Raw genomic sequence first — 21,284 nt, 5'->3', positions numbered from 1 at the left:
GCACCATCCGGTTTTTTTAAAGAACCAGGACTCAGTCAGAGTTCCTTTAAATGGTTGAAAATGAATGTCTTTGAATTATGATTGATCTCCGTTCCGATACTGTCACCAAACCAACCCCGGGTATGATCGCCGCCATGATGAGTGCGGCTGTGGGCGATGATGTGTATGGTGAGGATCCAACTGTCAATGAGCTGCAGGACCGGGTGGCCCGTCTGACTGGTAAAGAAGCCGCATTGTTCGTTCCAAGCGGAACCATGGGAAATCAGTTGTGTCTGCGGACCCATACACAACCCGGTGATGAGGTAATCTGTGACTATTCTGCGCACATATTTAATTACGAATCGGGTGCGGCAGGCAATTTATCTCAGGTCCAGCTGCATCCGCTCAGGGGCCGTCATGGCATCCTGACCACCGATCTGGTTGCTTCTGCAATACGTGACCGGGCTTACTGGAATCCCTGGACCCGCCTGATTGCCCTCGAAAATACTGTGAACAAAGCTGGAGGAACCATCTATCCGATCGAAACGATGAAGGATCTGTATGCCTTCTCAAGGCAGGCCGGCATACAGATTCACCTCGATGGCGCCCGTTTGTGGAATGCTCACATTGCAACCGGCGTGCCTGTTCATGATTACACCGCCCTGGTCGATTCGGTGTCTCTCTGCTTTTCGAAAGGACTGGGAGCTCCGGTTGGGTCGGTGATTGCCGGGACAAAGGAATTTATCACGAAGGCTCACCGACTGCGCAAAATGTGGGGAGGGGGAATGCGGCAGGCTGGAATCCTGGCTGCTGCCTGTATCTATGCACTTGATCACCACCTGAAAGACCTTAAAAAAGATCACGACCGTATCAGGCGACTGGCCGGGATCTGGACCGATATTCCGGGAGTCGGAATCGATCCTGAAACCGTCCGCACCAATATCCTGATTGTGGATGTGGGCCAGACAGGTCGTTCCGCGCCCGAATGGGTTCAGCTATTAAAGGAAAACGGAGTGCTGGCCTCGCCCTTTTCCAGCCGACACGTCCGGATGGTAACCCATCGGGATCTGTCTGAAACTGACATCGATAAAGCTTGTGAAATTATTCAAACCGTGAAAGGATAAATCATGTCTGTCATGAAAAAGCTTGCCGGTCTGAACCTCCAGTTGCCACAGGTAGCTGCACCATTGGCATCCTATGTACCGGCGGTCCGGACCGGCAATCTGGTCTATACCTCGGGCCAGTTACCAACGGTGAATGGTGTGCTGGCCGCAACCGGAAAAGTGGGTGAAACCGTCAGTGAGGAAGAAGCCCGCCGGTGTGCTCAGATCTGCATTCTGAATGCGCTGGCAGCCGTGCATACCCTCACAGGCAATCTGGACTCGGTTAAAAAGGTGGTGAAGGTGGTTGGATTCGTTGCATCTGCTCCTGGTTTCACCAACCAACCGGCGGTGATCAATGGCGCCAGTGACCTGCTTCTCGAGCTGTTCGGTCCTGCCGGGCAGCATGCCCGGTCGGCAGTCGGTGTTGCAGAGCTTCCGAAAAATGCCCCTGTCGAGATTGAATTAATCGTAGAAACCGACTGAAAAGGCACCCCCTCGGCGATTCTTTCGTTTTTGTTCTGATGTGGCGCAGAATTGACGGAAAAATGACCGATTGTCCGTATCAAATGCAATGCGCAAGTTTTTGATTTAGGCCCCTGCTGAGATTAAATTCGCAGACTTTTATTGCAATCAGTACGCCACCATAGCTCAGTCGGTAGAGCAGCTGTTTCGTAAACAGCAGGTCAGCGGTTCGAGCCCGCTTGGTGGCTCGTTTAAATAAAACCCAAAAGGAATTACCACACATGAACCAGGGTGTCATTGCTCAGATCATCGGACCCGTGATTGACGTTGATTTTCCAGGCGGAAAACTTCCCTCCATTTATAACTCTTTAACCATCGACAGGGGAAATGGTGAGACACTGGTTCTCGAAGTGCAGTCTCATGTCGGAGAAAACCGGGTACGGACCATTGCCATGGATACGACCGATGGTCTGGTACGGGGAACTCCAGTTTATGATACCGGAAAGCCCATTGAAGTTCCGGTTGGCGAAGCCGTTTTGGGACGGGTGTTGAATGTAGTCGGGTTACCAATCGATAAACTGGGTGACGTTCACTCTGCCAAGAAATACCCCATTCACCGTCATGCGCCCGAGTTTAAGGATCTTTCAACTGCAACGGAAATGTTCGAAACCGGTATTAAGGTGATCGATTTGCTGGAACCCTATGCCAAAGGTGGAAAAATTGGTCTGTTTGGTGGTGCAGGTGTCGGTAAAACCGTTCTTATTCAGGAATTGATCAATAATATTGCCAAGGCCCATGGAGGCTACTCGGTATTTGCCGGTGTGGGAGAACGGACCCGTGAAGGAAATGACCTTCTCCGCGAAATGATCGAATCGGGAATTATCGATTATGGTGAAGATTTCCTCGAAGAACTCGAGCTGGGAAAATTTGAAGTAAACAAGGTAAAAAAGGATCATCTGAAAAATTCCAAGGCCGCCTTTGTCTTTGGCCAGATGAACGAACCTCCTGGAGCCCGTGCACGTGTGGCTCTGACTGGTTTGGCCATGGCTGAGTACTTCCGTGATGAAGAAAACCGGGATGTGTTGCTCTTTGTTGACAATATTTTCCGGTTTACCCAGGCCGGATCGGAAGTATCGGCTCTTCTTGGCCGGATGCCATCTGCCGTTGGTTACCAACCTACCCTCGCCACTGAAATGGGTATTTTACAGGAGCGGATCACTTCGACCCGTAACGGATCGATCACCTCGGTTCAGGCTGTCTACGTTCCGGCCGATGATTTGACTGACCCTGCTCCGGCTACCACCTTTTCCCACCTGGATGCCACCACCGTGTTATCGCGGTCCATCTCAGAGAAGGGGATTTATCCGGCCGTGGATCCGCTTGATTCCACCTCACGGATTCTGTCTCCACGGATCGTGGGTAAGGAACATTATGAAACCGCTCAGGCAGTGAAGAACATCCTTCAGAAGTATAAAGATCTTCAGGATATTATTGCCATCCTGGGTATGGATGAACTGAGCGAAGAGGATAAACTGGTTGTCGCCCGTGCCCGTAAGGTAGAAAAATTCCTTTCTCAGCCGTTCCATGTGGCCGAAGCTTTTACCGGGTCACCCGGAAAATATGTCAAAATTGAAGATACCATCAAGGGCTTCAAAGGCATTGTGAGCGGTGAATATGACGACCTTCCGGAAAATGCCTTCTACATGGTGGGTGGTATCGAAGAAGCCATCGAAAAAGCCCGTAAAATCCGTGAACAGGTGAGCTGATACCATGGAAAAACGTCTTCATCTGAGCATGGTGTCGCCGGTCAGGTCCATGTTCGCCGGTGAGGTGGTTCAGGTCACTGCTCCCGGTGTGAATGGTAGTTTCACCATCCTTCCCAATCACGCCGATTTCATTTCGGAACTTCATCCCGGTGAAGTGAAAGTGATCACAGTGGATGGCATGACTCAGTATTATGCAGTCAGCGGTGGATTTCTCGAAGTGCACCGGAACGAAGTGATTCTGCTGGCTGAGACCGCTGAGCGGGCCGAAGAAATTGATATTCAGCGTGCTGAAGCTTCTAAAAAGCGTGCCGAAGACCGTCTTCGTCAACGCAAGGCCGACATGGATGATGCTCGCGCCCGTCTGGCTCTTTTAAGAGCCATCGCCCGGATCCGGGTATCGGGAAAATCGTCCTGATTTCAGGGGTGAGAGGCGTCTGATTGACTCCGCCCCCTCCCGGACACCCGTTGAAATTCCCTGCGCGGTTTTCATTCCTGTTGCATTGGTTTCTGTTCCCTCTGGCAAGAGTCGTCTTCTGCTGACCCTTCATGATCATTAATCCAACTCCGGCTGAACTGGCCGCCCGCTTCACACCCGACTCGAAAGTGGTGGTTCTCACCGGCGCCGGTGTGTCGGCTGAAAGCGGAATTGCCACCTTCCGTGACAAGACAACGGGCTTGTGGTCAAAGTTTAATCCGAAAGATCTTGCTGATTTTACGGCCTTTCTGCGGGATCCGGAATTGGTGTGGCAGTGGTATCAGTTCAGAAAGGATACCATCCAATCGGTCCTGCCGAATGCAGGTCATTTTGCACTGGTTGAAATGCAAAAATTGTTCGGAGACTTTACCCTGGTGACGCAGAATATTGATAATCTTCACCAGCGTGCAGGTTCCACCAGGGTTCTGGAGTTACACGGAAACATTGAACGGAATTATTGTATTTCCTGCGGAACTGGAAAGGAGGAAATCACGGAGCTTCCTCCCCGGTGTGACCGGTGCGGCGGGCTGGTTCGTCCCGATGTGGTCTGGTTTGGCGAACAGTTGCCGGTGGGTGTGCTCGAAAATGCCTTTCGCAAAACCGATGAATGTACGATTTTTATGGTAATTGGCACCTCTGCAGAAGTCTATCCTGCAGCAAGACTGCCTTTTGATGCCGCCAGACAGGGAAAACTGGTCATGGTGATCAATCCAGAGGAAACTCCGGTATCGGTCCTGTCTGGATACCATGTTTTTGCGCGGTCAGGTGAATTCCTTCCGTTGCTGGTCAATGAAATCAGGAAACAGTTTGAAACCAGGTAAGTTTCTCATTTTTGCCAGTCTGATTCTTTTTCCGCAAGTTTCTTCGGTTCTGGCCCAGGAAACCACCGGGACCGAAGAAAAGAAGACCCCCCTTCCCGTTTATGAAAGATGGTGGTATAATTTTACCGCCTACTTTAATGCCTATTATAACGCAGACCGCCTTTATCAGAAGGTAATCAGAGGATTTTATGAACAGAATCTGAAAACCGGGGGTGATATTGTCTCGGTATTTCCCGTGTTTAAAAAGGGAAGTGTGGGGCGGGGCGAATTACAAAAGGTTGTGCAGAAAACCCTGAGTATTGTACAGAATGCAGAAGGGAGTGATCTGGTGGACGATGCCCTTCTGATGATGGGCAAAAGCTATTATTTCATGGGAGACTTCTCACCGGCTGAACGAAAATTCAAGGAAGTCATTTCGAATTATCATGATCCCGATGTGGTCTTTGAAGCCACCCTGTTCCTGGCCCGGACCTATCTGGAGCAAATGAAAACAGAGGAAGCCATCATCCTGATGGAAGGAATCATCGACCGGCCGGATATACCAGATCCGATCAAAGGCGAAGCAAACCTTCTGCTGGCTGATCGGTTTTTTCAGGTGGGTGAGTATAAGCTGGCAGTCACTTACCTTGAAGCCGGTATTCTCCTGTATGATGATCAGGAAGCATTGTCACGGGCCAGTTATCTTCTTGGCCGATCCAGGCAGAATCAGGGGGACTATACCAGTGCCCGTGAATGGTTCCGGCGGTCCGCCTCCCAATCGTCACTGCCTGCAGCCTGGTATTGGGCCGGTATCCGTGAAGTGGAATGTTTTCTTCAATCGGGCGATGTCGAAGGGGCCCAAAATGCTCTTGACCGGTTACTTGATGATGATGATTTGGGTAATTACCATCCACTGATGGTATTGGAGCAAGCCAGGATCGATCGGGCCGGAGGCAACATTCCTTCGGCGGTTGCTCAATACCGGACGTTTATTACCGACAATCCGGCCTCAACCCTGATCCCGAAAGCCTGGCAGGAAGTCGGTGAGATCTATGAAACGACCATCAAGGACCTTGAACTGTCGCGTTATTTTTATGAAAAGGGAAGTTCGGGGAATGCTCAACCCGGCGATACCACCATTACCGTCTCCAGAAACCGGGCGTCGCGGATACAGGAGTATCTGGAATTAAATTACGATTTTCAGGAACTGGATTCGGTTCTTTCACTTGGTATTCTGATAAAACCGGTTGAGTTGCCCGATAGCCTGAAATCCGATTCCGTAAAGGTTTCCGAAAAGATGGATCCGGTGATTGCGGATGCTGAATCAGAAGAGAACATGTTTTTTCAGCAAGAGCAATCTGTGCCGGTTCCCCCACCCATTCTTCCTCCGACCAATGATGAAACGGGACTGTTTCAGCAACCCGAACCGGTTCCTGTGCCCGAACCAGATCCTTTTGCCGGATCGTCCACCTCCGGGCAGGTTACCACGGATAAACAGATTCAGCGACGAAGCCAGCCCTCTCAGCGGTCAGGGAATGCCGGTGGTCAATCGAATCAACGGTCTCAGATGGTTGAAAAACCCGATCCGTTTTCTGAAAAAGAATACAGCAAGTTTCTGATCAGAAACAAACGTAAAAACCGGTTTTCTCAGGCTTCTGATTCTGCTTCTTTTGCCAAACTGTTGGAAAACCGTCTCACGGTCATTGAACAACTCATCGAAATGGCCTATTTCAGAACCATGGAAGACGATTCTGTCATTACCAGAGTGGCCCTTGCCGAGCGGTTGTATGCCGGTTCGCCCCGATTGCCCAGGTTATTGTATGCCCGTTCTGCTTCACAATTCCGGAAAAATGACACGACCGGTTACCGGACCACCCTGACGTCGCTGATGAATCAGTTTCCCGATACTGAATACGGAAAGGAAGCCAGGATTCGGCTTGGCATGACCGATTCAATCGGGCTGATCAGAAAGGCAGAGGAAACACGGCTGAATGAGGCGATTTCTATGATGATGGCAGGTCAGGCCGATTCTTCCTGGAATTTGCTCCAATCACTTCAATCCGCCGATACCACTGCCAATTATTTTCCACGGCTTCTGTATGCATCGGGTTATTTTCAGGAGTATTACCGTCAGAACACCGATCTGGCCATGAGTTATTATAAACGGATACTGGCTTCCTATCCGAAATCTGATATTGCTGTAACTCTGAAAAAACAAATGGCCGATGCGGCCAAAGTAGCTCCTGCAACCACCGGAAAAAATGCCGAAACACCACAGGTGACCTCCGCCAGGCCGGAAGAACAACAGGTTAAAGATGGCGGAACGAAAAAAGAAGAAGTGGTTTTTACGGTATTTACCAATTTGCCTCCACGATTTAAACGTCAGCCCAAACTGTCCGTTCTATGGTGAACCGTGACCACCTGATCGGGTTTCTGCGGGACCGGATCTGGTTTGGTATCAAACCCGGATTGGAGGGCATGCATTCCATCCTGTCAGAACTTGGTTATCCGGAGCGTGCCTATCCGGTGATTCATGTTGCCGGAACCAATGGGAAGGGAAGTACCTGTAGTTATCTGTCGGCCGGTTTGCAGAGTGCAGGTCTGAAAGTCGGTTTATATACGTCTCCCCACATCCGCTACCTGAATGAGCGGATCCGCCTGAATGCCTCCATGATTCCGGATGAGGAATTTCTGGAAGGATTGGCTCATGTTGAACCGCTGGCCCTGCGGCTGAATCTGACCTTCTTTGAAACAGTCACCGCTGTGGCCTTCTGGTGGTTTGCCCAAAAACAGGTCGATGTGGTTGTGCTTGAAACCGGAATGGGTGGCCGTCTGGATGCGACCAATGTGGTTGATCCGGATTGTTCGGTGATCACCTCGATCGGCCTCGATCATCAGCAATACCTGGGAACTACCATTGCTGCCATTGCCAGGGAAAAAGCCGGGATTATTAAAACAGGGAAGCCTGTTTTCTGCGGACCTGTGCCCCGGGAAGCACTTGATGTTATCACCGAGGTGGCCCGTGAAAAAGAGGCCCATTTGCAGGTCATGGAAGAATCCGATGACCCCTTTCTGCTGAAAAACCGTCGTTTGGCCGAACATATCCTGCATGGGTGGTTTGCCGGAAGACAGATACCGCTTCCCGTCGGATTCAGGGATCATCTGGACCGGTTTACCACTCTCACTGGCCTGGAGGGACGGTTTCATACCATACCGGTTAACCATAAAACCTGGATTTTCGATGCCGCCCACAATCCGGATGGGATCAAAGCCCTGCAAAAGGCATGGAACCATGAGTTTCCTCATACAGAACCTGTTTTTCTGTTTGGGTGTGTGGGGGACAAATCGGTTTCTGATATGTTGGAAGGCCTGAAGGGATGGGTGACTTCCCTGGACCTGCTGGTTCCCGAACCAGCACGTGGAATGACGGCTGAACGCCTGTCCGAAGAAGCAACCACACATGGTTTTTCTTTCCGGTCTCATCAAAACGCCATGGGGGCAATCCATGCACTTGCTGACCGGCAGGATCGGAGACCCGTTCTGGTTGCCGGCAGTCTGTACCTGTTGGGGAACGTATTTTCGGCCCTGGAAACGGCCGGATGGGTAAAAAAATCGCCCTCAGGCTTGACTATTTATCAGTAATGTATAATTTTCGACCACCATTCAAGTTCTGTACCGAGAGGTTTCTCCAGCAACGCTACACCAAAGGTTTTTACCTGATCAAACTTCCGGCTCACTTACAATTTTTTTTACCACGATTGATTTCTTTTCCGATCTAATCACCTTCCGCCGACACAGGAGTCTGTTCCATGTCCACAATGGATATTAACGTCCTCAAATTAAAAAAAATCACTGAACTGCATGAAATTGCCAAATCACTTGGCCTGCAGAATTATAATGACCTTCGCAAACAGGAACTGATCTTTAAGATTGTTGAACAACAATCGAAAAAAGATACTGAAAATCAGGAAACGGGTGTCATTCTCAACTCAGGGGTTCTGGAAACTCTTCCTGACGGATATGGCTTCCTTCGCAGTCCAGATTATAACTATCTGCCGAGTCCGGATGACATTTATGTTTCCCCCTCGCAGATTAAACGTTTCAACCTTCGTACCGGTGATACCGTGCTGGGACAGGTTCGTCCCCCGAAGGAAGGCGAACGCTTTTTTGCCCTGCTCCGGGTAGATAAGGTCAATGATCTTGATCCGGACCGTACCCGTGACCGTGTGCTTTTCGATAACTTAACGCCTCTCTATGCGGAAAAAAGACTCTCCCTTGAGTCGGCTCCCGGCGATTATTCACTTCGGATCATGGATTTGTTCACACCAGTTGGGAAAGGTCAGCGGGGATTGATCACCGCCCAGCCGAAGACGGGTAAAACCGTGTTGCTGCAAAAAATTGCCAATGCCATTCTGCGGAACAGTCCCGAGGTGGTCCTGATCGTGTTGCTTATTGATGAGCGGCCAGAGGAAGTGACCGATATGGAACGCACGGTCAATGCCGAAGTCATTGCTTCGACCTTTGATGAGCCACCCGAGCGCCACGTTCAGGTTTCCGACATGGTACTGGAAAAAGCCCGCCGTCTCGTTGAGGCAAAGAAGGATGTGGTGATTCTGCTCGATTCCATCACCCGTCTGGCCCGCGCCTATAACGTTGTGGTTCCCCACTCGGGTAAGATTCTTTCTGGTGGATTGGATTCCAATGCCTTACATCGCCCGAAACGGTTTTTCGGTGCAGCCCGGAATGTGGAAGAAGGCGGATCGCTTACCATCATCGCCACTGCCCTGATCGATACCGGAAGCCGGATGGATGATGTGATTTTTGAAGAGTTCAAGGGAACCGGTAACATGGAAATCATTCTGGACCGTCGTCTTTCCGACCGACGGATTTTCCCGGCCATCGATCTTCTCCGGTCAGGTACACGGAAGGAAGAATTGCTCATTCCGCCCGAAGATCTGAACCGGATCTGGATTCTGAGGAAAATTCTTTCTGATATGAACCCCATCGAAGCCATGGAATTTCTGCTCGATAAAATGCGCGGAACAAAAAACAACCGCGAATTTCTGCGAAGCATGAACGGGTAAACCCCCGGATGTTCTGATTCAGAAAAGCCGTCCTGCCGGGACGGCTTTTTTGTTGGTGGGAAAGCCTACCCTTTTCCCTTCATCTTTCCCTTTACCGGCAACTCTTCCAGCTCGGGGACCGGTAAATCTGCCAGTTTTCTGATGGCTACAGAGGCGATGTACATTCCAAAGGCAGCGGGCATGTAAGAAATCGTACCGATGGTAGACTTTTTATTCTGATCGGTCAGATTCGGAAGCAGTTTCGATTTATCAATGGGCTCGGGAGAAAATACCACCGGAAATCCGGACCGGACACCCAACCGGTGAAGCCGTTTCCGCACCATTTGGGCAAGCGTGCAATTGTATGAATGGGCCAGATCTGAAATCCGGATTCTGGCCGGGTCGATTTTTCCCCCTGCTCCCATCGAACTTACCAATGGCAGGCCGGCATTTATAGCATGATAAATGAAGAAAACCTTGGGAGCCAGGGTATCAATACAATCCACAACCAGATCATAGGGGTGTTTCTGAACCAGATGAATCATTTTTTCATCCTTCAGATACTCAGTGTTGATTTCAAGTTGAAGGTCTGGATTAATATCGAGCAACCGGTCCCGCATGATGTCTGCTTTCAATTTTCCGGTGGTGCTGACCAAAGCAGGCAACTGCCGGTTCCGGTTCGATGGAACCACGCGGTCCCCATCCGCAATGGTCATCCGGCCGATACCGGCGCGGGCAATAAACTCGGCAGCAAAGGAACCCACTCCGCCCAGACCAACCAGCAGAACATGCTTGTTTCCCAGTTTGGAAATGGTGTCTGCACCGACCAGTAATTCCGTTCTCGTCTGCCATTCCGGAACCAGACTCATGTAACCACCGAAGGAAAAAGGGTGATAAAATTAAAATAGACCTGTTCCTGAATCAGGATCGGATTTTCCTGACGGCAACCGGCAAGCCACAGAAGCGTTTCTTCAATGGGTGTTTGCCGGTCGTCACTTTCAAGAAGAAGCCTGTGTCGTGGAATCATCCGGAAAGAGGCCTGCTGATCGGAACCCGCTCGCAGAAGGATTGAACCGGCCGAAAACCAGACAGAAGGAAGCCGGAGCCATTGTGACGTTACCGATTCATTTCCCCTGAATCCGTGAAGGACCACCGGATGGGGAGATTTCTTCAGCAACGGGATCAGATCCTGATGTCCCCTGACATTATGAACAATCAGGGGCTTTCCGGTTTCCCGGGCCAGCGAAAGATGTCTGGTAAACCATTCCGTCTGAAGGGGGACCGGAATAGGCCGGTACCGGTCAATGCCGGTTTCGCCAATGGCCAGACAGCGGGGTTCAACCACGACCGATAAAACAGATTTCCACCAGTCACCGGCAGACGGATTTTCCACGTTCCACGGGTGCAGCCCGGCCGAGAACCAGCCATCGGATGGGGAAGAATGTTCCGGATTCCAGTTAAAAATGCGGATTCCTTTAAATCCGGCCGCAGGAAAATGACTGTGAACGTCCGTCAGCGGACTCATTCATCCTTGTACCGGGATGGATCAAAGGCAGCCGGCCCCCAATGAGCAATAAATTCGAGGATTTTTGCCTTGCTGTGACCCTTTCCTTCTTCAAGGTAGGCCGAGTTCTGGGTATGAATGAGTTTTCCATCTCCATCGAGAACCAGAAAGACAGGGAATCCGAACCGCTGAGGGAAACCGTATTCTGCCAGTAAAGGCAGATTCCTGTTTTCTTCGCTGTAATTCAGTTTCACACGCACAAAATTGGCGTTAAAAGCAGAATCCAGTTGTGCGTCCTGTGTGGTCAGATTATGAAACCGGATGCACCACCCGCACCAGTTACCCCCCACCTGAATGAAGACATGTTTTCCGGATGCTTTGGCCTGGGAAACTGCAAGCGCGATCTCTGCCTTTGCATCGGCGGCCGGATTGTAAATGGTTGGTTTTGTTTGCTGGGCTGCAAGAGGCAGGCTCAGGAAGCCGAGAAGGATAATAAGTAAGGTTGTTTTCATGGTGCAAAAGTAGCGGGATCCCTTCGGTGATTCAACCCTGCTGAAACCGGTTAATCGGGACCATCATGGTATTTTGACGTGATTTTCCTACCTTTGCAGTCTTTATAAAATCAGCAAGAATATGATGAAATTCCGCGAAATCAGCGATGGCTTGTCGCTTACCGATATTGAAAAGGAAATCCTTTCCTTCTGGAACGATGATCAGACCTTCCGGAAATCCTTACGGACTGGTGAGAACCGGCCTCATTTCACCTTTTACGAAGGTCCGCCAACTGCCAATGGCCGGCCTGGTATTCACCATGTTATGGCCAGGACGGTGAAGGATTTATTTTGCCGGTATAAGACACAAAAGGGATTTAAAGTCGGTCGTAAGGCCGGATGGGACACTCATGGTCTTCCGGTTGAGATCGAGGTGGAAAAGGAACTTGGACTACAGGGACGTGCTCAGGTGGAAAAATACGGCATTGCCGATTACAATGCCCGATGCAAATCGTCCGTTCTGAAATACAAGGATCAATGGAATCAGCTGACCGATATGATGGGATATTGGGTCGATCTGAACGATCCATATATCACCTATGAGAATTCCTATATTGAATCCTGCTGGTGGGCACTGAAAACCCTTTTTGATAAGGGTATGCTTTACAAAGGCTATAAAATTCAGTGGTATTCTCCCGGGTCTGCAACGGTTCTGAGTTCTCATGAAGTTTCGCTCGGCTACAAGGAAGTTCAGGATCCTTCGGTCTATATTTCATTTGTTACCGATGAAGATGCAAGCACGTCTTTTCTGGCCTGGACCACCACACCCTGGACTCTGATTTCGAACATGGCACTGGCTGTTCATCCCAAACTGGACTATGTGAAAATCCGGTTGAAAGAGGATGGCCGGCAATACTGGTTGGCTGCGGCACGGCTTTCGGTGATCAAAGAAGACTATGAGGTAATTGAAACCGTTAAGGGGACTGATTTGGTTGGTAAAACCTATCAGCCTCTGTTCGATTACGCACTGAAAGAAGTGGGGAAGGAACGTGCCTGGCGTGTCATCGCAGCCGATTTTGTGACCACCGAAGACGGAACCGGAATTGTTCACCAGGCGCCAGCCTACGGTGCGGATGACTATGACGTCACACAGAAAAACGGCATTCCTCTGTACAATCCCATCAACCGGGATGGTTGCTTCGAGGAAAAAATCGATTTGGTAAAAGGCCTTTGGTTTAAGGATGCCGATAAGGTAATTGCCCGGAATCTGAAGGAAAGGGGCCATCTGTACCGGCATGAAACCTACCTTCACAACTATCCCATGGACTGGCGGAAGGGAACCCCGCTGATGTCCTATCCTGTCGAATCCTGGTTTATCAGAACAACCGCGGTTCGTGACCGGATGATTGAACTGAACAATACCATTAACTGGAAACCTGCCAGCACAGGATCAGGACGATTTGGAACCTGGCTTGAAAACAATGTGGATTGGGCCATTTCGCGCCAGCGGTTCTGGGGAACCCCGCTGCCCATCTGGGTCAGTGACAAAAATCCGGATTATCTGGAAGTGATCGGATCGGTGGCTGAACTGAAGAAAAAGGCCGGTATTGGCGATGATAAAGAACTGGATCTTCACCGGCCATACATTGACCAGATCACCTGGCCGGCACCCGATGGCGGCACCATGCGTCGCGTTCCCGACCTGATCGATGTCTGGTTCGATTCCGGGGCCATGCCATTTGCACAATGGCACTATCCGTTTGAAAAAACCGACACGTTTCAACTGAATTTTCCGGCCGATTTCATTGCTGAAGGTGTCGATCAGACCCGGGGGTGGTTCTATACCCTCCATGCGCTTGGCACCATGCTGTTTGATGGGGTCGCTTTTAAAAATGTGGTTTCCAACGGACTGGTTCTCGATGCGAAAGGCGAGAAAATGTCAAAAACCAAGGGAAATACGGTCAATCCCTTCGATATCATCAGTCAGCATGGCGCCGATTCCTTACGCTGGTACATGATCGGAAATTCCAATCCCTGGGAAAATCTGAAATTCAATCTGGACGGACTCAAGGAAACCCAGCGGAAGTTTTTCAATACCCTGCTGAATACCTATCAGTTTTTTGCCATGTACGCCAACATCGATGGTTTCAGATATGAAACGGGATCACGCATTCCGGAAAACCAGCGGACCGAGTTGGATCAGTGGATTCTTTCGAGGAAGAATACAGTTATCGGGGTGGTCGATTCGGCCTTTAATGAATACGAGCCCACGCGGGCGGTCCGTGAAATGGAAATTTTCATGGATGAACTGTCTAATTGGTATGTCCGCCGCAGCCGGCGCCGGTTCTGGAAAGAGGGAAGCACCCACGATAAACAGGCCGCCTACCAGACCTTGTATGAGTGTCTGGTTACCCTGACGAAACTGATGGCTCCTGTGTCGCCGTTCACATCGGACTGGTTGTATCAGAATCTGACCGGTAAGCGGGAATCGGTTCATCTGGCCGACTTTCCGGTTGCTGATCAGTCCCTGATTTTGTCTGATCTGGAACATCGGATGGAGATGGCACGTACGATTTCAACCATTGTGCTCCGTCTGAGAAATAAAATCGGTCACAACGTGCGTCAACCCCTGAAGCGGATTTTGATTCCTGTTCGGGACCGTCATGAGCGCAGGGAACTGGATAAAGTGCGTGATGTGATTCTGGACGAAATAAACGTTAAGCAAATTGATTATATTGAAGATGACGCCGGGATTGTTCAGAAATCGGCCAAACCGAATTTCAAAGTCCTGGGTCCGCGGTTCGGAAAGGCCATGGGTGCAGTGGCCGAGGCGGTTAAATCGCTCAGTCCCTCCCAGCTTACCGAACTGGAGCAACGTGGAGAAGTGAACGTGATGGTCAACGGAACCAACGAACTTCTCACCAGTGCAGAAATCGAAGTCGTCCGGAAGGATGTGGAAGGCTGGCTGGTGGAAACTGAAGGTCGTCTGACGGTGGCTCTTGACACCGAACTGACTCCTGACCTGCTCGATGAAGGTCTGGCCCGCGAGTTTATTAACCGGGTTCAGAACATGCGCAAAGACTCCGGTTTCGAAGTTACCGACCGAATCACCATCCGGGTTTCAGCCAGTGACCGTCTGACCAGTGCCATCCGTTCGCGTCAGGACTGGATTATGAAGGAAACTCTGGCCACCACCCTGCTGTTCGAGGTGGAGGAAACCGGGATTCTGAGGGAGTTGCAAATTGACAGTGAACATTGTAAACTTGCGCTTCAAAAAAATGAAGCCTGACCAGAAGAGGAACGCGTATGTCGACCATTACATTCAAACCCGACCTGAAAGGCTACTGGACGCTGGAAGATTATCAACACTTCTACAACGTCATCAATAAAAAACGCGACGAAATTCTGGAAGACCTCAATCTCCTGCGCGAACAACTGGCCGAATCGTCACAGGATGGAACTTACGAGAATAAAACCTACTCGCTTCACATGGCTGACCAGGGTACCGATGCCATGGAACGGGAAAAGACATTTCTTTTTGCCTCACGTGAAGGAAAAATTCTCGACTACCTCGAGCGGGCTGTTCAGCGTTTGCAGGAAGGTACTTATGGTTACTGCAAAGTCTGTGGCAAACCCATGGAAAAAGGTCGTTTAGAGGCCGTCCCTCACTCGCAGATCTGCGTTCCCTGTAAATCTAAGCAAGGGTAACCGTTCGCCTTGCACCTGATCTGGCTGATTCTCGCCATTGCCCTACTCGATCAGATCATCAAACAGGTGGTCAGGATCCAGATGGTTCTGTTCCAGGAAATTCCTGTATTCGGGGATGTTATCCGACTGAAATACATCGAAAATCCTGGAATGGCCTTTGGTATTGATCCTGGTAACAAGCTCATCTTTACGCTCCTGACCATTGCCATTGTAATAGGTCTGATTTATTACTTCTTCCAGATCCGTCAGGAATCGCTCTATCAGCGGATTCCGGTGGCGCTGATTCTGGGCGGGGCCATTGGTAACCTGATTGACCGGGTTTTTTACGGGGTCTGGTTTCAACTGGATGGTTGGTTTCATGGACGGGTGGTCGATTACATCGATGTGGATATCCCCGATATTGATTTCCTTGGCATCTACATGTCACGCTGGCCCATTTTCAATGTGGCAGATATGGCCGTTTCCATCGGAGTCATCCTCATGATCGTTTTTATGAACAAAGGCTTGAAATCCGAGGAGCCGGATGGAACCAATCCGGATTCAAACCGGACTGCCGATCCTGTCTCCTGATCGGATCATTTTCTTCATGCATACCGTTTTTCCCGATAACGGATTGCCACCTGAATACACACTTCCATGAACACCCAGCCGGAAAAATTGTATCTGAAGTCCGGTGAGGAGCGCCGATTAAAAACCGGCCACCCATGGATCTTTTCCAACGAATTAAAGCAGGTTCCGGTTCATCTCCCGGCAGGAAGTCTGGTCGAGGTGTTTTCCGCTGGCGGCGACTCTTTCGGACTCGGTTTTTTTAACCCGCACAGTCTCATTTCTGTCCGGTTACTGTGGGCACAAAGCCTGCCTGACCCCCGGGCTTTTCTTACCGAGCGGATTTCGGATGCACTGGCTCTTCGAAACCGGTTGTTTCCCGATGAAGAAGCCATCAGAGTGGTCTTCGGAGAATCGGATTTTCTCCCGGGTCTGGTGGTGGATAAGTACGGTGACTATCTGTCTGTACAGTTTTTATCGGCTGGAATGGAACTGTGGAAGGAAGACGTGGTGCATGTATTGAAAACCGTGCTTCCCGGGACAAAAGGAATTGTTGAAAAGAACCGCTCTGCCAGCCGGTTGCTTGAAGGATTGGATCAGCGGGAAGGGGTGCTGGATGGAGAAGTGCCAGAGGTTGTAACCATCAGTGAATCGGGAATCCGGTATGATTTGTCGCTGACGGACGGACAAAAAACCGGCTATTTTCTTGACCAGAAACTCAATCGCCTGGCCATTCATTCCGTTTCGGCCGGTTCCAGGGTTCTGGATTGTTTCTGCAATCAGGGCGGATTTGCGCTTCACGCTTCGCAGGCCGGGGCAGCAGTTGTAACAGGCGTCGATTTATCTGAAGAGGCCATCCGGCGTGCCACCCAAAATGCACGGGTGAATAATCTGAATGCCGCCTTTGTTCAGGCAGATGTTTTCAGGTATCTGCAGGAAGCCGGTACCCGGAAGGAACAATGGGATGTAATCATTCTGGATCCGCCCGGTTTTGCGAAATCAAAAAAACATGTTCCGGCTGCCAAGAAAGGTTATCTGGAAATAAACCGTCAGGCGCTCAGACTGATCCCGCAGGGTGGATTTCTGGTTACTTCTAGCTGTTCACAACACATTTTCGAGGAAACCTTCCTCGATATCATTCATGATGCATCCAGACAGACCGGTCGCCATCTGAGGCAGATTTTCCGTGGACAGCAGGCTCCGGATCATCCCATTCTGGAATCAATGAGTGAAACCCGTTATCTTAAGTTCTTCATTTTTCAGGTTTTTTAATCATGGCCGTTATCGGATCCCGGCTGAGGGAACTCAGGCAGTCCCGTGGTATTCCATTGGAATCAATTTACGAACGAACGCGGATTCCGCTCGAAACCCTTCGTTTGCTTGAGGATAATCAGTTTTCTGCACTTCCCAAGGTTTACGTTCAATCCTTCCTGAAATCGTATTGCCGCGAGTTGGGAATCAGAGAACCTGCACTGACCACTCTTGTGCAGCATTACGACCGCGATGATGTGGTGAACAGCTACTTCAATCCGCAAACCGTCACGGACGTGCGGGAAACACACCCGGAAACTCAACCGGTACCTGTCCCTGATGACAGAGAGACCCCATTCCGTTCAGACCTTCCCACAGAAGGAGAAACCATTCAGGCTGGTTCTGCAGAAAAATGGTTTCATAAATACAAATGGGTGATTGCTGCATCCTTTGCAGCATTGGTGGGGTTGTTTTTTATTATTGATGTATTTCTGGGCGATGATCTTAAACCTGAACCACCGGTGGCCGCTCTTGATTTTAACCAGGTCGTCCGCGCGGTGGAACAAACTCCGGTTACAGCCGATTCAGTTGTTCCGAGACCGGTTTCTGCCATCCGGACCAGCCAGAAGCCGGCCGATACATTGGCCAAGCCAGTCAACCGTCCCCTCCCGGCAGTCCGGCCAATCAGTATGGATAGTCTGGTTTCCGTTCCTTTGCGCATTGTCTCTGGTCAGGATTCGACCTGGATTGCCCTGACGGTGGATGGACAAAAGGCAGTGGCCTGGACCATGCCTCCGAATCAGACGCTTACCAGAACAGGCCGGCAGTTTTCATTGACGCTTGGTCGCGTTCAGCATACCAAAGTGTTTCTGAATGGGGCACAGCTGACCTTACCGGTGACTGAAGGCTCCATGATGAACTGGGTTATCAACGGACCGGTGAAAAAGGCACAATAGGATGGTGTTGTGACGATCAGAGAGCGTATTGAGCAGTTACGGTCCGACCTGAACCGTCACAATCATCTTTATTACATTGAAGCGGCACCCGAGATTTCGGATGAACAGTTTGATTTCCTGCTGAAGGAACTGGAACAACTCGAGGCCTCCCATCCGGAATTTGCTGATCCACTGAGTCCGACCGTTCGGGTTGGCGGCTCGCCGGTTAAAACGTTTCAGTCGGTATCTCATCCCAGGCCGATGCTGTCTCTGGCGAATACTTATTCGGATGAAGAAGTGGCCGATTTTGACCGGCGGGTGCGTGAGTCATTACCCGGCATTGAACCGGTTTACCATTGTGAATTGAAATTTGATGGAATTGCCATCCGGCTTGAATATGAATCGGGCCGGCTGATCCTCGGTGCAACCCGCGGGGATGGAGTGAGCGGAGATGACATCACACAGAATGTAAAAACAATCCGGTCGGTCCCTCTGGTTCTGGCTGGGAAGGATGTACCAGTGCAGTTCGAAGTCAGAGGTGAGATACTGATGACCCGTGAGGCGTTCCGGTTGTTGAATGCCGACCGGGAACAGCGGGGAGAAAAGCTCTTTGCGAATCCGAGAAACAGTGCCGCGGGTACGCTGAAAATGCAGGATTCGCGTGAAGTGGCAAAGCGTCCATTGCAGTTCTTTGCCTACAATTTTATTAGCGTGGATACTAATCTGCGTTCCCATTCAGCTTCTCTTGATTATCTGAAATTACTTGGGTTCCCGGTGCATCCGGCCCGTCAGCTCTGTCAGAGCCTTGATGACGTTCATTCCTTTGTACGAAAATGGGAGAATGACCGTGAAACCCTCCCCTTTGATATTGATGGAGTGGTGATAAAGCTTGACGACCAGGCTTTACAGGAAAAACTGGGTTTTACCGCCAAAGTTCCCAGATGGGCCATTGCCCGTAAATTTGCGGCAAGGCAGGTTTCAACTCTGCTGAAAGCAATCTCCGTTCAGGTGGGGAGAACAGGGGCCGTCACACCGGTTGCCGAGCTGGAACCCGTCTTTCTTGCCGGTTCCACCATCAGCCGGGCCACCCTGCACAATGAGGATGAGATCAGACGAAAGGGCCTGGTTCCCGGACAGTATGTACTGATTGAAAAGGGCGGGGATGTGATTCCCAAAGTCGTCGCGGTGGATGAGCAGCGGTCCCGGTTGTCAGAATCTCCGTGGTCCATGCCCGACACCTGCCCGGAGTGTGGCTCCATTCTTTTCAGGGATTCAGATGAAGCGATGATCAGATGCACCAATGAAGCCTGTCCACCTCAGGTCCGTGGCAGACTGATACATTTTGCCTCGCGTGATGCGATGAACATTGATGGATTGGGTGAATCGGTGGTGGATCTGCTTGTGTCGGCCGGCCTGGTGAAACGCCCCGATGATTTGTACCGGCTGACAGCCGGTGAAGTTGCCACTCTGGACCGGATGGCAGAGAAAAGTGCATCGAATCTGATTGCCGGAATCGAAAAGTCTAAAGAACAACCCCCTCATAAAGTGTTATTTGGTCTGGGGATACGCCATGTCGGGGCCACAGTGGCGAAATCACTGATCAGGCGGTTTGGATCCGTCAGGGCTATTTCGGCGGCAACCAAAGACGACCTGCTCACGGCTGACGATGTGGGTGAAACCATTGCCTCAAGTGTGGTGGCCTGGTTTTCCCATTCCGATAACATGGAACTGATCAGCAATCTTGAAAAAGCGGGACTTCAACTGGAATCCGGTGAGTCGCCAACCGACACATCGGGTCCGTTTACCGGCCAGATCGTTGTGTTTACCGGAACGATGGAATCGATGGAACGGTCTGCTGCCGAAGAACTGGTCGAAAAACTTGGCGGGAAGGCCACCGGCTCTGTCTCAAAAAAAACCACCCTGGTGGTGGCAGGAGAGGGGGCAGGCAGCAAAGCAGCGAAGGCAGCTGAGTTGGGAATTCCTGTAATCATTGAATCAGATTTTCTGGAACGGATAAAGCCATATGTTTGAAAAAACCAAAAGACGGATCGGCATCTGGCTGGCCGAAAACCGGGAAAAAGCCTCCCAGCGGCGACTGATTCATTCTTCCGGATTCTGGAAGGATATTCATCAGGTCGTTATTGGCCTGCCCGATAATTTTCATGAATGGAAATCGCTGGCAGATGTGGTTGAACTGATCCGGACCAAGACCGGTCAGCCGGCTGCATCGGTTACTTTCTGGGTTCCGCCCCTTCTGGTGAATGAAATAGATAACCATTTTCCCGGTATGAAACGGGTTACTCCATCCGATCTGACCTATACCCGCTGGTACATCCCCGAAAAACAATCGGTCACCGCCCGTTTCGGAAATGCGATTGATCTGGTCATCGATCTGTCTGTGGACTTCAAACCTGATTCGGCCTATATTTGGGCAGCATTAAACCGGTCGTTCCGGGTCGGTTTTATCAGCTGGAAAAATGACTGGTTTTATGATCTGGTCATTCGCTGTCAGCCATCGACGGTTCCGCAACAACGCATTCAGCATCTTAAAAAAATTCTTGAATCACTGAACTGAGGTATCTGCCCTCATGAAATATGAACTGGATAAACGCGAAGAAGTCGCCATTTTCAAACTGAAAAATCAGCGGCTCGATTCGGCCATCGCCTCACAGGTTAAAAGCGAATTTGTGACCCTTCTGGCGGCCGATGACATTCAAAACCTGTTACTGGATTTATCTGAAGTTCAGTTTGCCGATTCATCGGGACTTTCCTCTATTCTGGTCGCCCACCGGATGACCACCGGCAAGGGGGGGATTTTTGGTCTCGTAGGTGCCCAGCCTGCCGTTGAGAAACTCATTGGTATCTCCCATCTGGACCGCGTACTGCTCATGTATGATAACATGGAAGATGCAATTACCGACGTCTCCATTCAGATGGAAGAAGAAGATCCGTCAGCCGATCCGTTCTATGATGAAGATCTGCACAATTTTCAGACCGGAGGAAAAGGTTCCGGGAAGAAAGCCAAATCGGCAGATGATGATGATGATGATGATCTTTCTGATGAATTTGAAGAACTTTCAGAATTCCCCGATGAAGATGAATCGGGATTCGAGGGCGAAGACGAAGATGATGACGGTTATACCCGCCGCCGTTAAACTTTCCACTGACTGACAAAAAACCGGATTCCCTCCGGTTTTTTTA

At 50.4% G+C, this 21,284-nt stretch carries 19 protein-coding genes and 1 tRNA gene; 17 read left to right on the top strand and 3 right to left on the bottom strand.

The genetic code is table 11. From position 1 onward, the window contains the following. Window positions 1-77: 77 nt before the first annotated feature. From ltaE to rho, 9 genes are all read left to right on the top strand, one after another. Window positions 78-1,103, top strand: a complete 1,026-nt coding sequence (gene ltaE / locus HUU10_02855; protein ID NUQ80526.1) for a low-specificity L-threonine aldolase — start codon at window positions 78-80, stop codon at window positions 1,101-1,103. A gap of 3 nt (window positions 1,104-1,106) precedes the next feature. Beyond that, window positions 1,107-1,565 (top strand): RidA family protein, encoded by a 459-nt coding sequence (locus HUU10_02850; GenBank protein ID NUQ80525.1) that lies wholly within the window; start codon window positions 1,107-1,109, stop codon window positions 1,563-1,565. A 154-nt stretch (window positions 1,566-1,719) separates the two neighbouring features. Further along, a tRNA-Thr gene (locus HUU10_02845) sits at window positions 1,720-1,792 on the top strand. A gap of 33 nt (window positions 1,793-1,825) precedes the next feature. Beyond that, complete coding sequence (atpD, locus tag HUU10_02840; protein ID NUQ80524.1) at window positions 1,826-3,310, top strand: F0F1 ATP synthase subunit beta; 1,485 nt, start codon at window positions 1,826-1,828, stop codon at window positions 3,308-3,310. Window positions 3,311-3,314: 4 nt separating this feature from the next. Next, entirely contained in the window at window positions 3,315-3,725 is a 411-nt protein-coding gene (locus tag HUU10_02835) for a F0F1 ATP synthase subunit epsilon (GenBank protein NUQ80523.1), read from the top strand. 131 nt (window positions 3,726-3,856) lie between these two features. Then, a complete protein-coding gene (locus tag HUU10_02830; GenBank protein NUQ80522.1) occupies window positions 3,857-4,606 on the top strand; it encodes an NAD-dependent deacylase in 750 nt (249 codons plus the stop codon). Further along, window positions 4,593-6,995, top strand: a complete 2,403-nt coding sequence (locus tag HUU10_02825; protein ID NUQ80521.1) for a tetratricopeptide repeat protein — start codon at window positions 4,593-4,595, stop codon at window positions 6,993-6,995. The genes HUU10_02830 and HUU10_02825 overlap by 14 nt, the downstream gene beginning before the upstream one ends. Beyond that, window positions 6,989-8,227: a bifunctional folylpolyglutamate synthase/dihydrofolate synthase gene (locus HUU10_02820; protein ID NUQ80520.1), complete on the top strand. Its 1,239-nt coding sequence runs from the start codon at window positions 6,989-6,991 to the stop codon at window positions 8,225-8,227. The genes HUU10_02825 and HUU10_02820 overlap by 7 nt, the downstream gene beginning before the upstream one ends. A 176-nt stretch (window positions 8,228-8,403) precedes the next feature. Further along, window positions 8,404-9,669 carry a transcription termination factor Rho gene (rho, locus tag HUU10_02815; GenBank protein ID NUQ80519.1) on the top strand — a complete coding sequence of 422 codons (1,266 nt, stop codon included), beginning with the start codon at window positions 8,404-8,406 and terminating at the stop codon, window positions 9,667-9,669. 65 nt (window positions 9,670-9,734) lie between these two features. On the opposite strand, the gene HUU10_02810 is transcribed toward rho, so the two are convergent. Genes HUU10_02810 through HUU10_02800 form a run of 3 tightly spaced genes read right to left on the bottom strand, consistent with a single transcriptional unit; the run spans window position 9,735 to window position 11,664 of the window. Next, window positions 9,735-10,517, bottom strand: coding sequence for a tRNA threonylcarbamoyladenosine dehydratase (locus HUU10_02810; GenBank protein NUQ80518.1), 783 nt, complete (start codon window positions 10,515-10,517; stop codon window positions 9,735-9,737). After that, the gene (locus tag HUU10_02805) at window positions 10,514-11,173 is read right to left on the bottom strand and encodes a TatD family hydrolase (GenBank protein NUQ80517.1); all 660 of its coding nucleotides are present in this window, start codon (window positions 11,171-11,173) and stop codon (window positions 10,514-10,516) included. The genes HUU10_02810 and HUU10_02805 overlap by 4 nt, the downstream gene beginning before the upstream one ends. Next, a complete protein-coding gene (locus tag HUU10_02800; protein ID NUQ80516.1) occupies window positions 11,170-11,664 on the bottom strand; it encodes a thioredoxin family protein in 495 nt (164 codons plus the stop codon). Before HUU10_02800 ends, HUU10_02805 begins: the two co-directional genes overlap by 4 nt. 121 nt (window positions 11,665-11,785) lie before the next feature. Between HUU10_02800 and HUU10_02795 the strand changes: the two genes are divergently transcribed. From HUU10_02795 to HUU10_02760, 8 genes are all read left to right on the top strand, one after another. Beyond that, the gene (locus tag HUU10_02795) at window positions 11,786-14,932 is read left to right on the top strand and encodes an isoleucine--tRNA ligase (GenBank protein ID NUQ80515.1); all 3,147 of its coding nucleotides are present in this window, start codon (window positions 11,786-11,788) and stop codon (window positions 14,930-14,932) included. A 17-nt stretch (window positions 14,933-14,949) separates the two neighbouring features. Further along, window positions 14,950-15,351: a TraR/DksA C4-type zinc finger protein gene (locus tag HUU10_02790; protein ID NUQ80514.1), complete on the top strand. Its 402-nt coding sequence runs from the start codon at window positions 14,950-14,952 to the stop codon at window positions 15,349-15,351. Between the two features lie 9 nt (window positions 15,352-15,360). Further along, entirely contained in the window at window positions 15,361-15,921 is a 561-nt protein-coding gene (gene lspA, locus HUU10_02785) for a signal peptidase II (GenBank protein ID NUQ80513.1), read from the top strand. 66 nt (window positions 15,922-15,987) lie between these two features. Then, the gene (locus HUU10_02780; GenBank protein ID NUQ80512.1) at window positions 15,988-17,169 is read left to right on the top strand and encodes a class I SAM-dependent rRNA methyltransferase; all 1,182 of its coding nucleotides are present in this window, start codon (window positions 15,988-15,990) and stop codon (window positions 17,167-17,169) included. A 2-nt stretch (window positions 17,170-17,171) separates the two neighbouring features. After that, a complete protein-coding gene (locus HUU10_02775) occupies window positions 17,172-18,104 on the top strand; it encodes a helix-turn-helix domain-containing protein (GenBank protein NUQ80511.1) in 933 nt (310 codons plus the stop codon). A gap of 9 nt (window positions 18,105-18,113) precedes the next feature. Next, entirely contained in the window at window positions 18,114-20,114 is a 2,001-nt protein-coding gene (ligA, locus tag HUU10_02770) for an NAD-dependent DNA ligase LigA (GenBank protein ID NUQ80510.1), read from the top strand. After that, entirely contained in the window at window positions 20,107-20,658 is a 552-nt protein-coding gene (locus tag HUU10_02765; GenBank protein NUQ80509.1) for a hypothetical protein, read from the top strand. Before ligA ends, HUU10_02765 begins: the two co-directional genes overlap by 8 nt. Before the next feature lie 13 nt (window positions 20,659-20,671). Beyond that, on the top strand, window positions 20,672-21,238 hold the full coding sequence (locus tag HUU10_02760; GenBank protein ID NUQ80508.1) for an STAS domain-containing protein: 567 nt from the start codon (window positions 20,672-20,674) through the stop codon (window positions 21,236-21,238). The last annotated feature ends 46 nt before the right edge of the window (window positions 21,239-21,284 follow it).

Source organism: Bacteroidota bacterium (assembly GCA_013360915.1).
In the GTDB taxonomy this organism is placed as follows: Bacteria; Bacteroidota; JABWAT01; order JABWAT01; family JABWAT01; genus JABWAT01.
The sequence above is the reverse complement of the archived record's forward strand: the minus strand, read 5'-3'. Positions and strand labels throughout refer to the sequence as shown.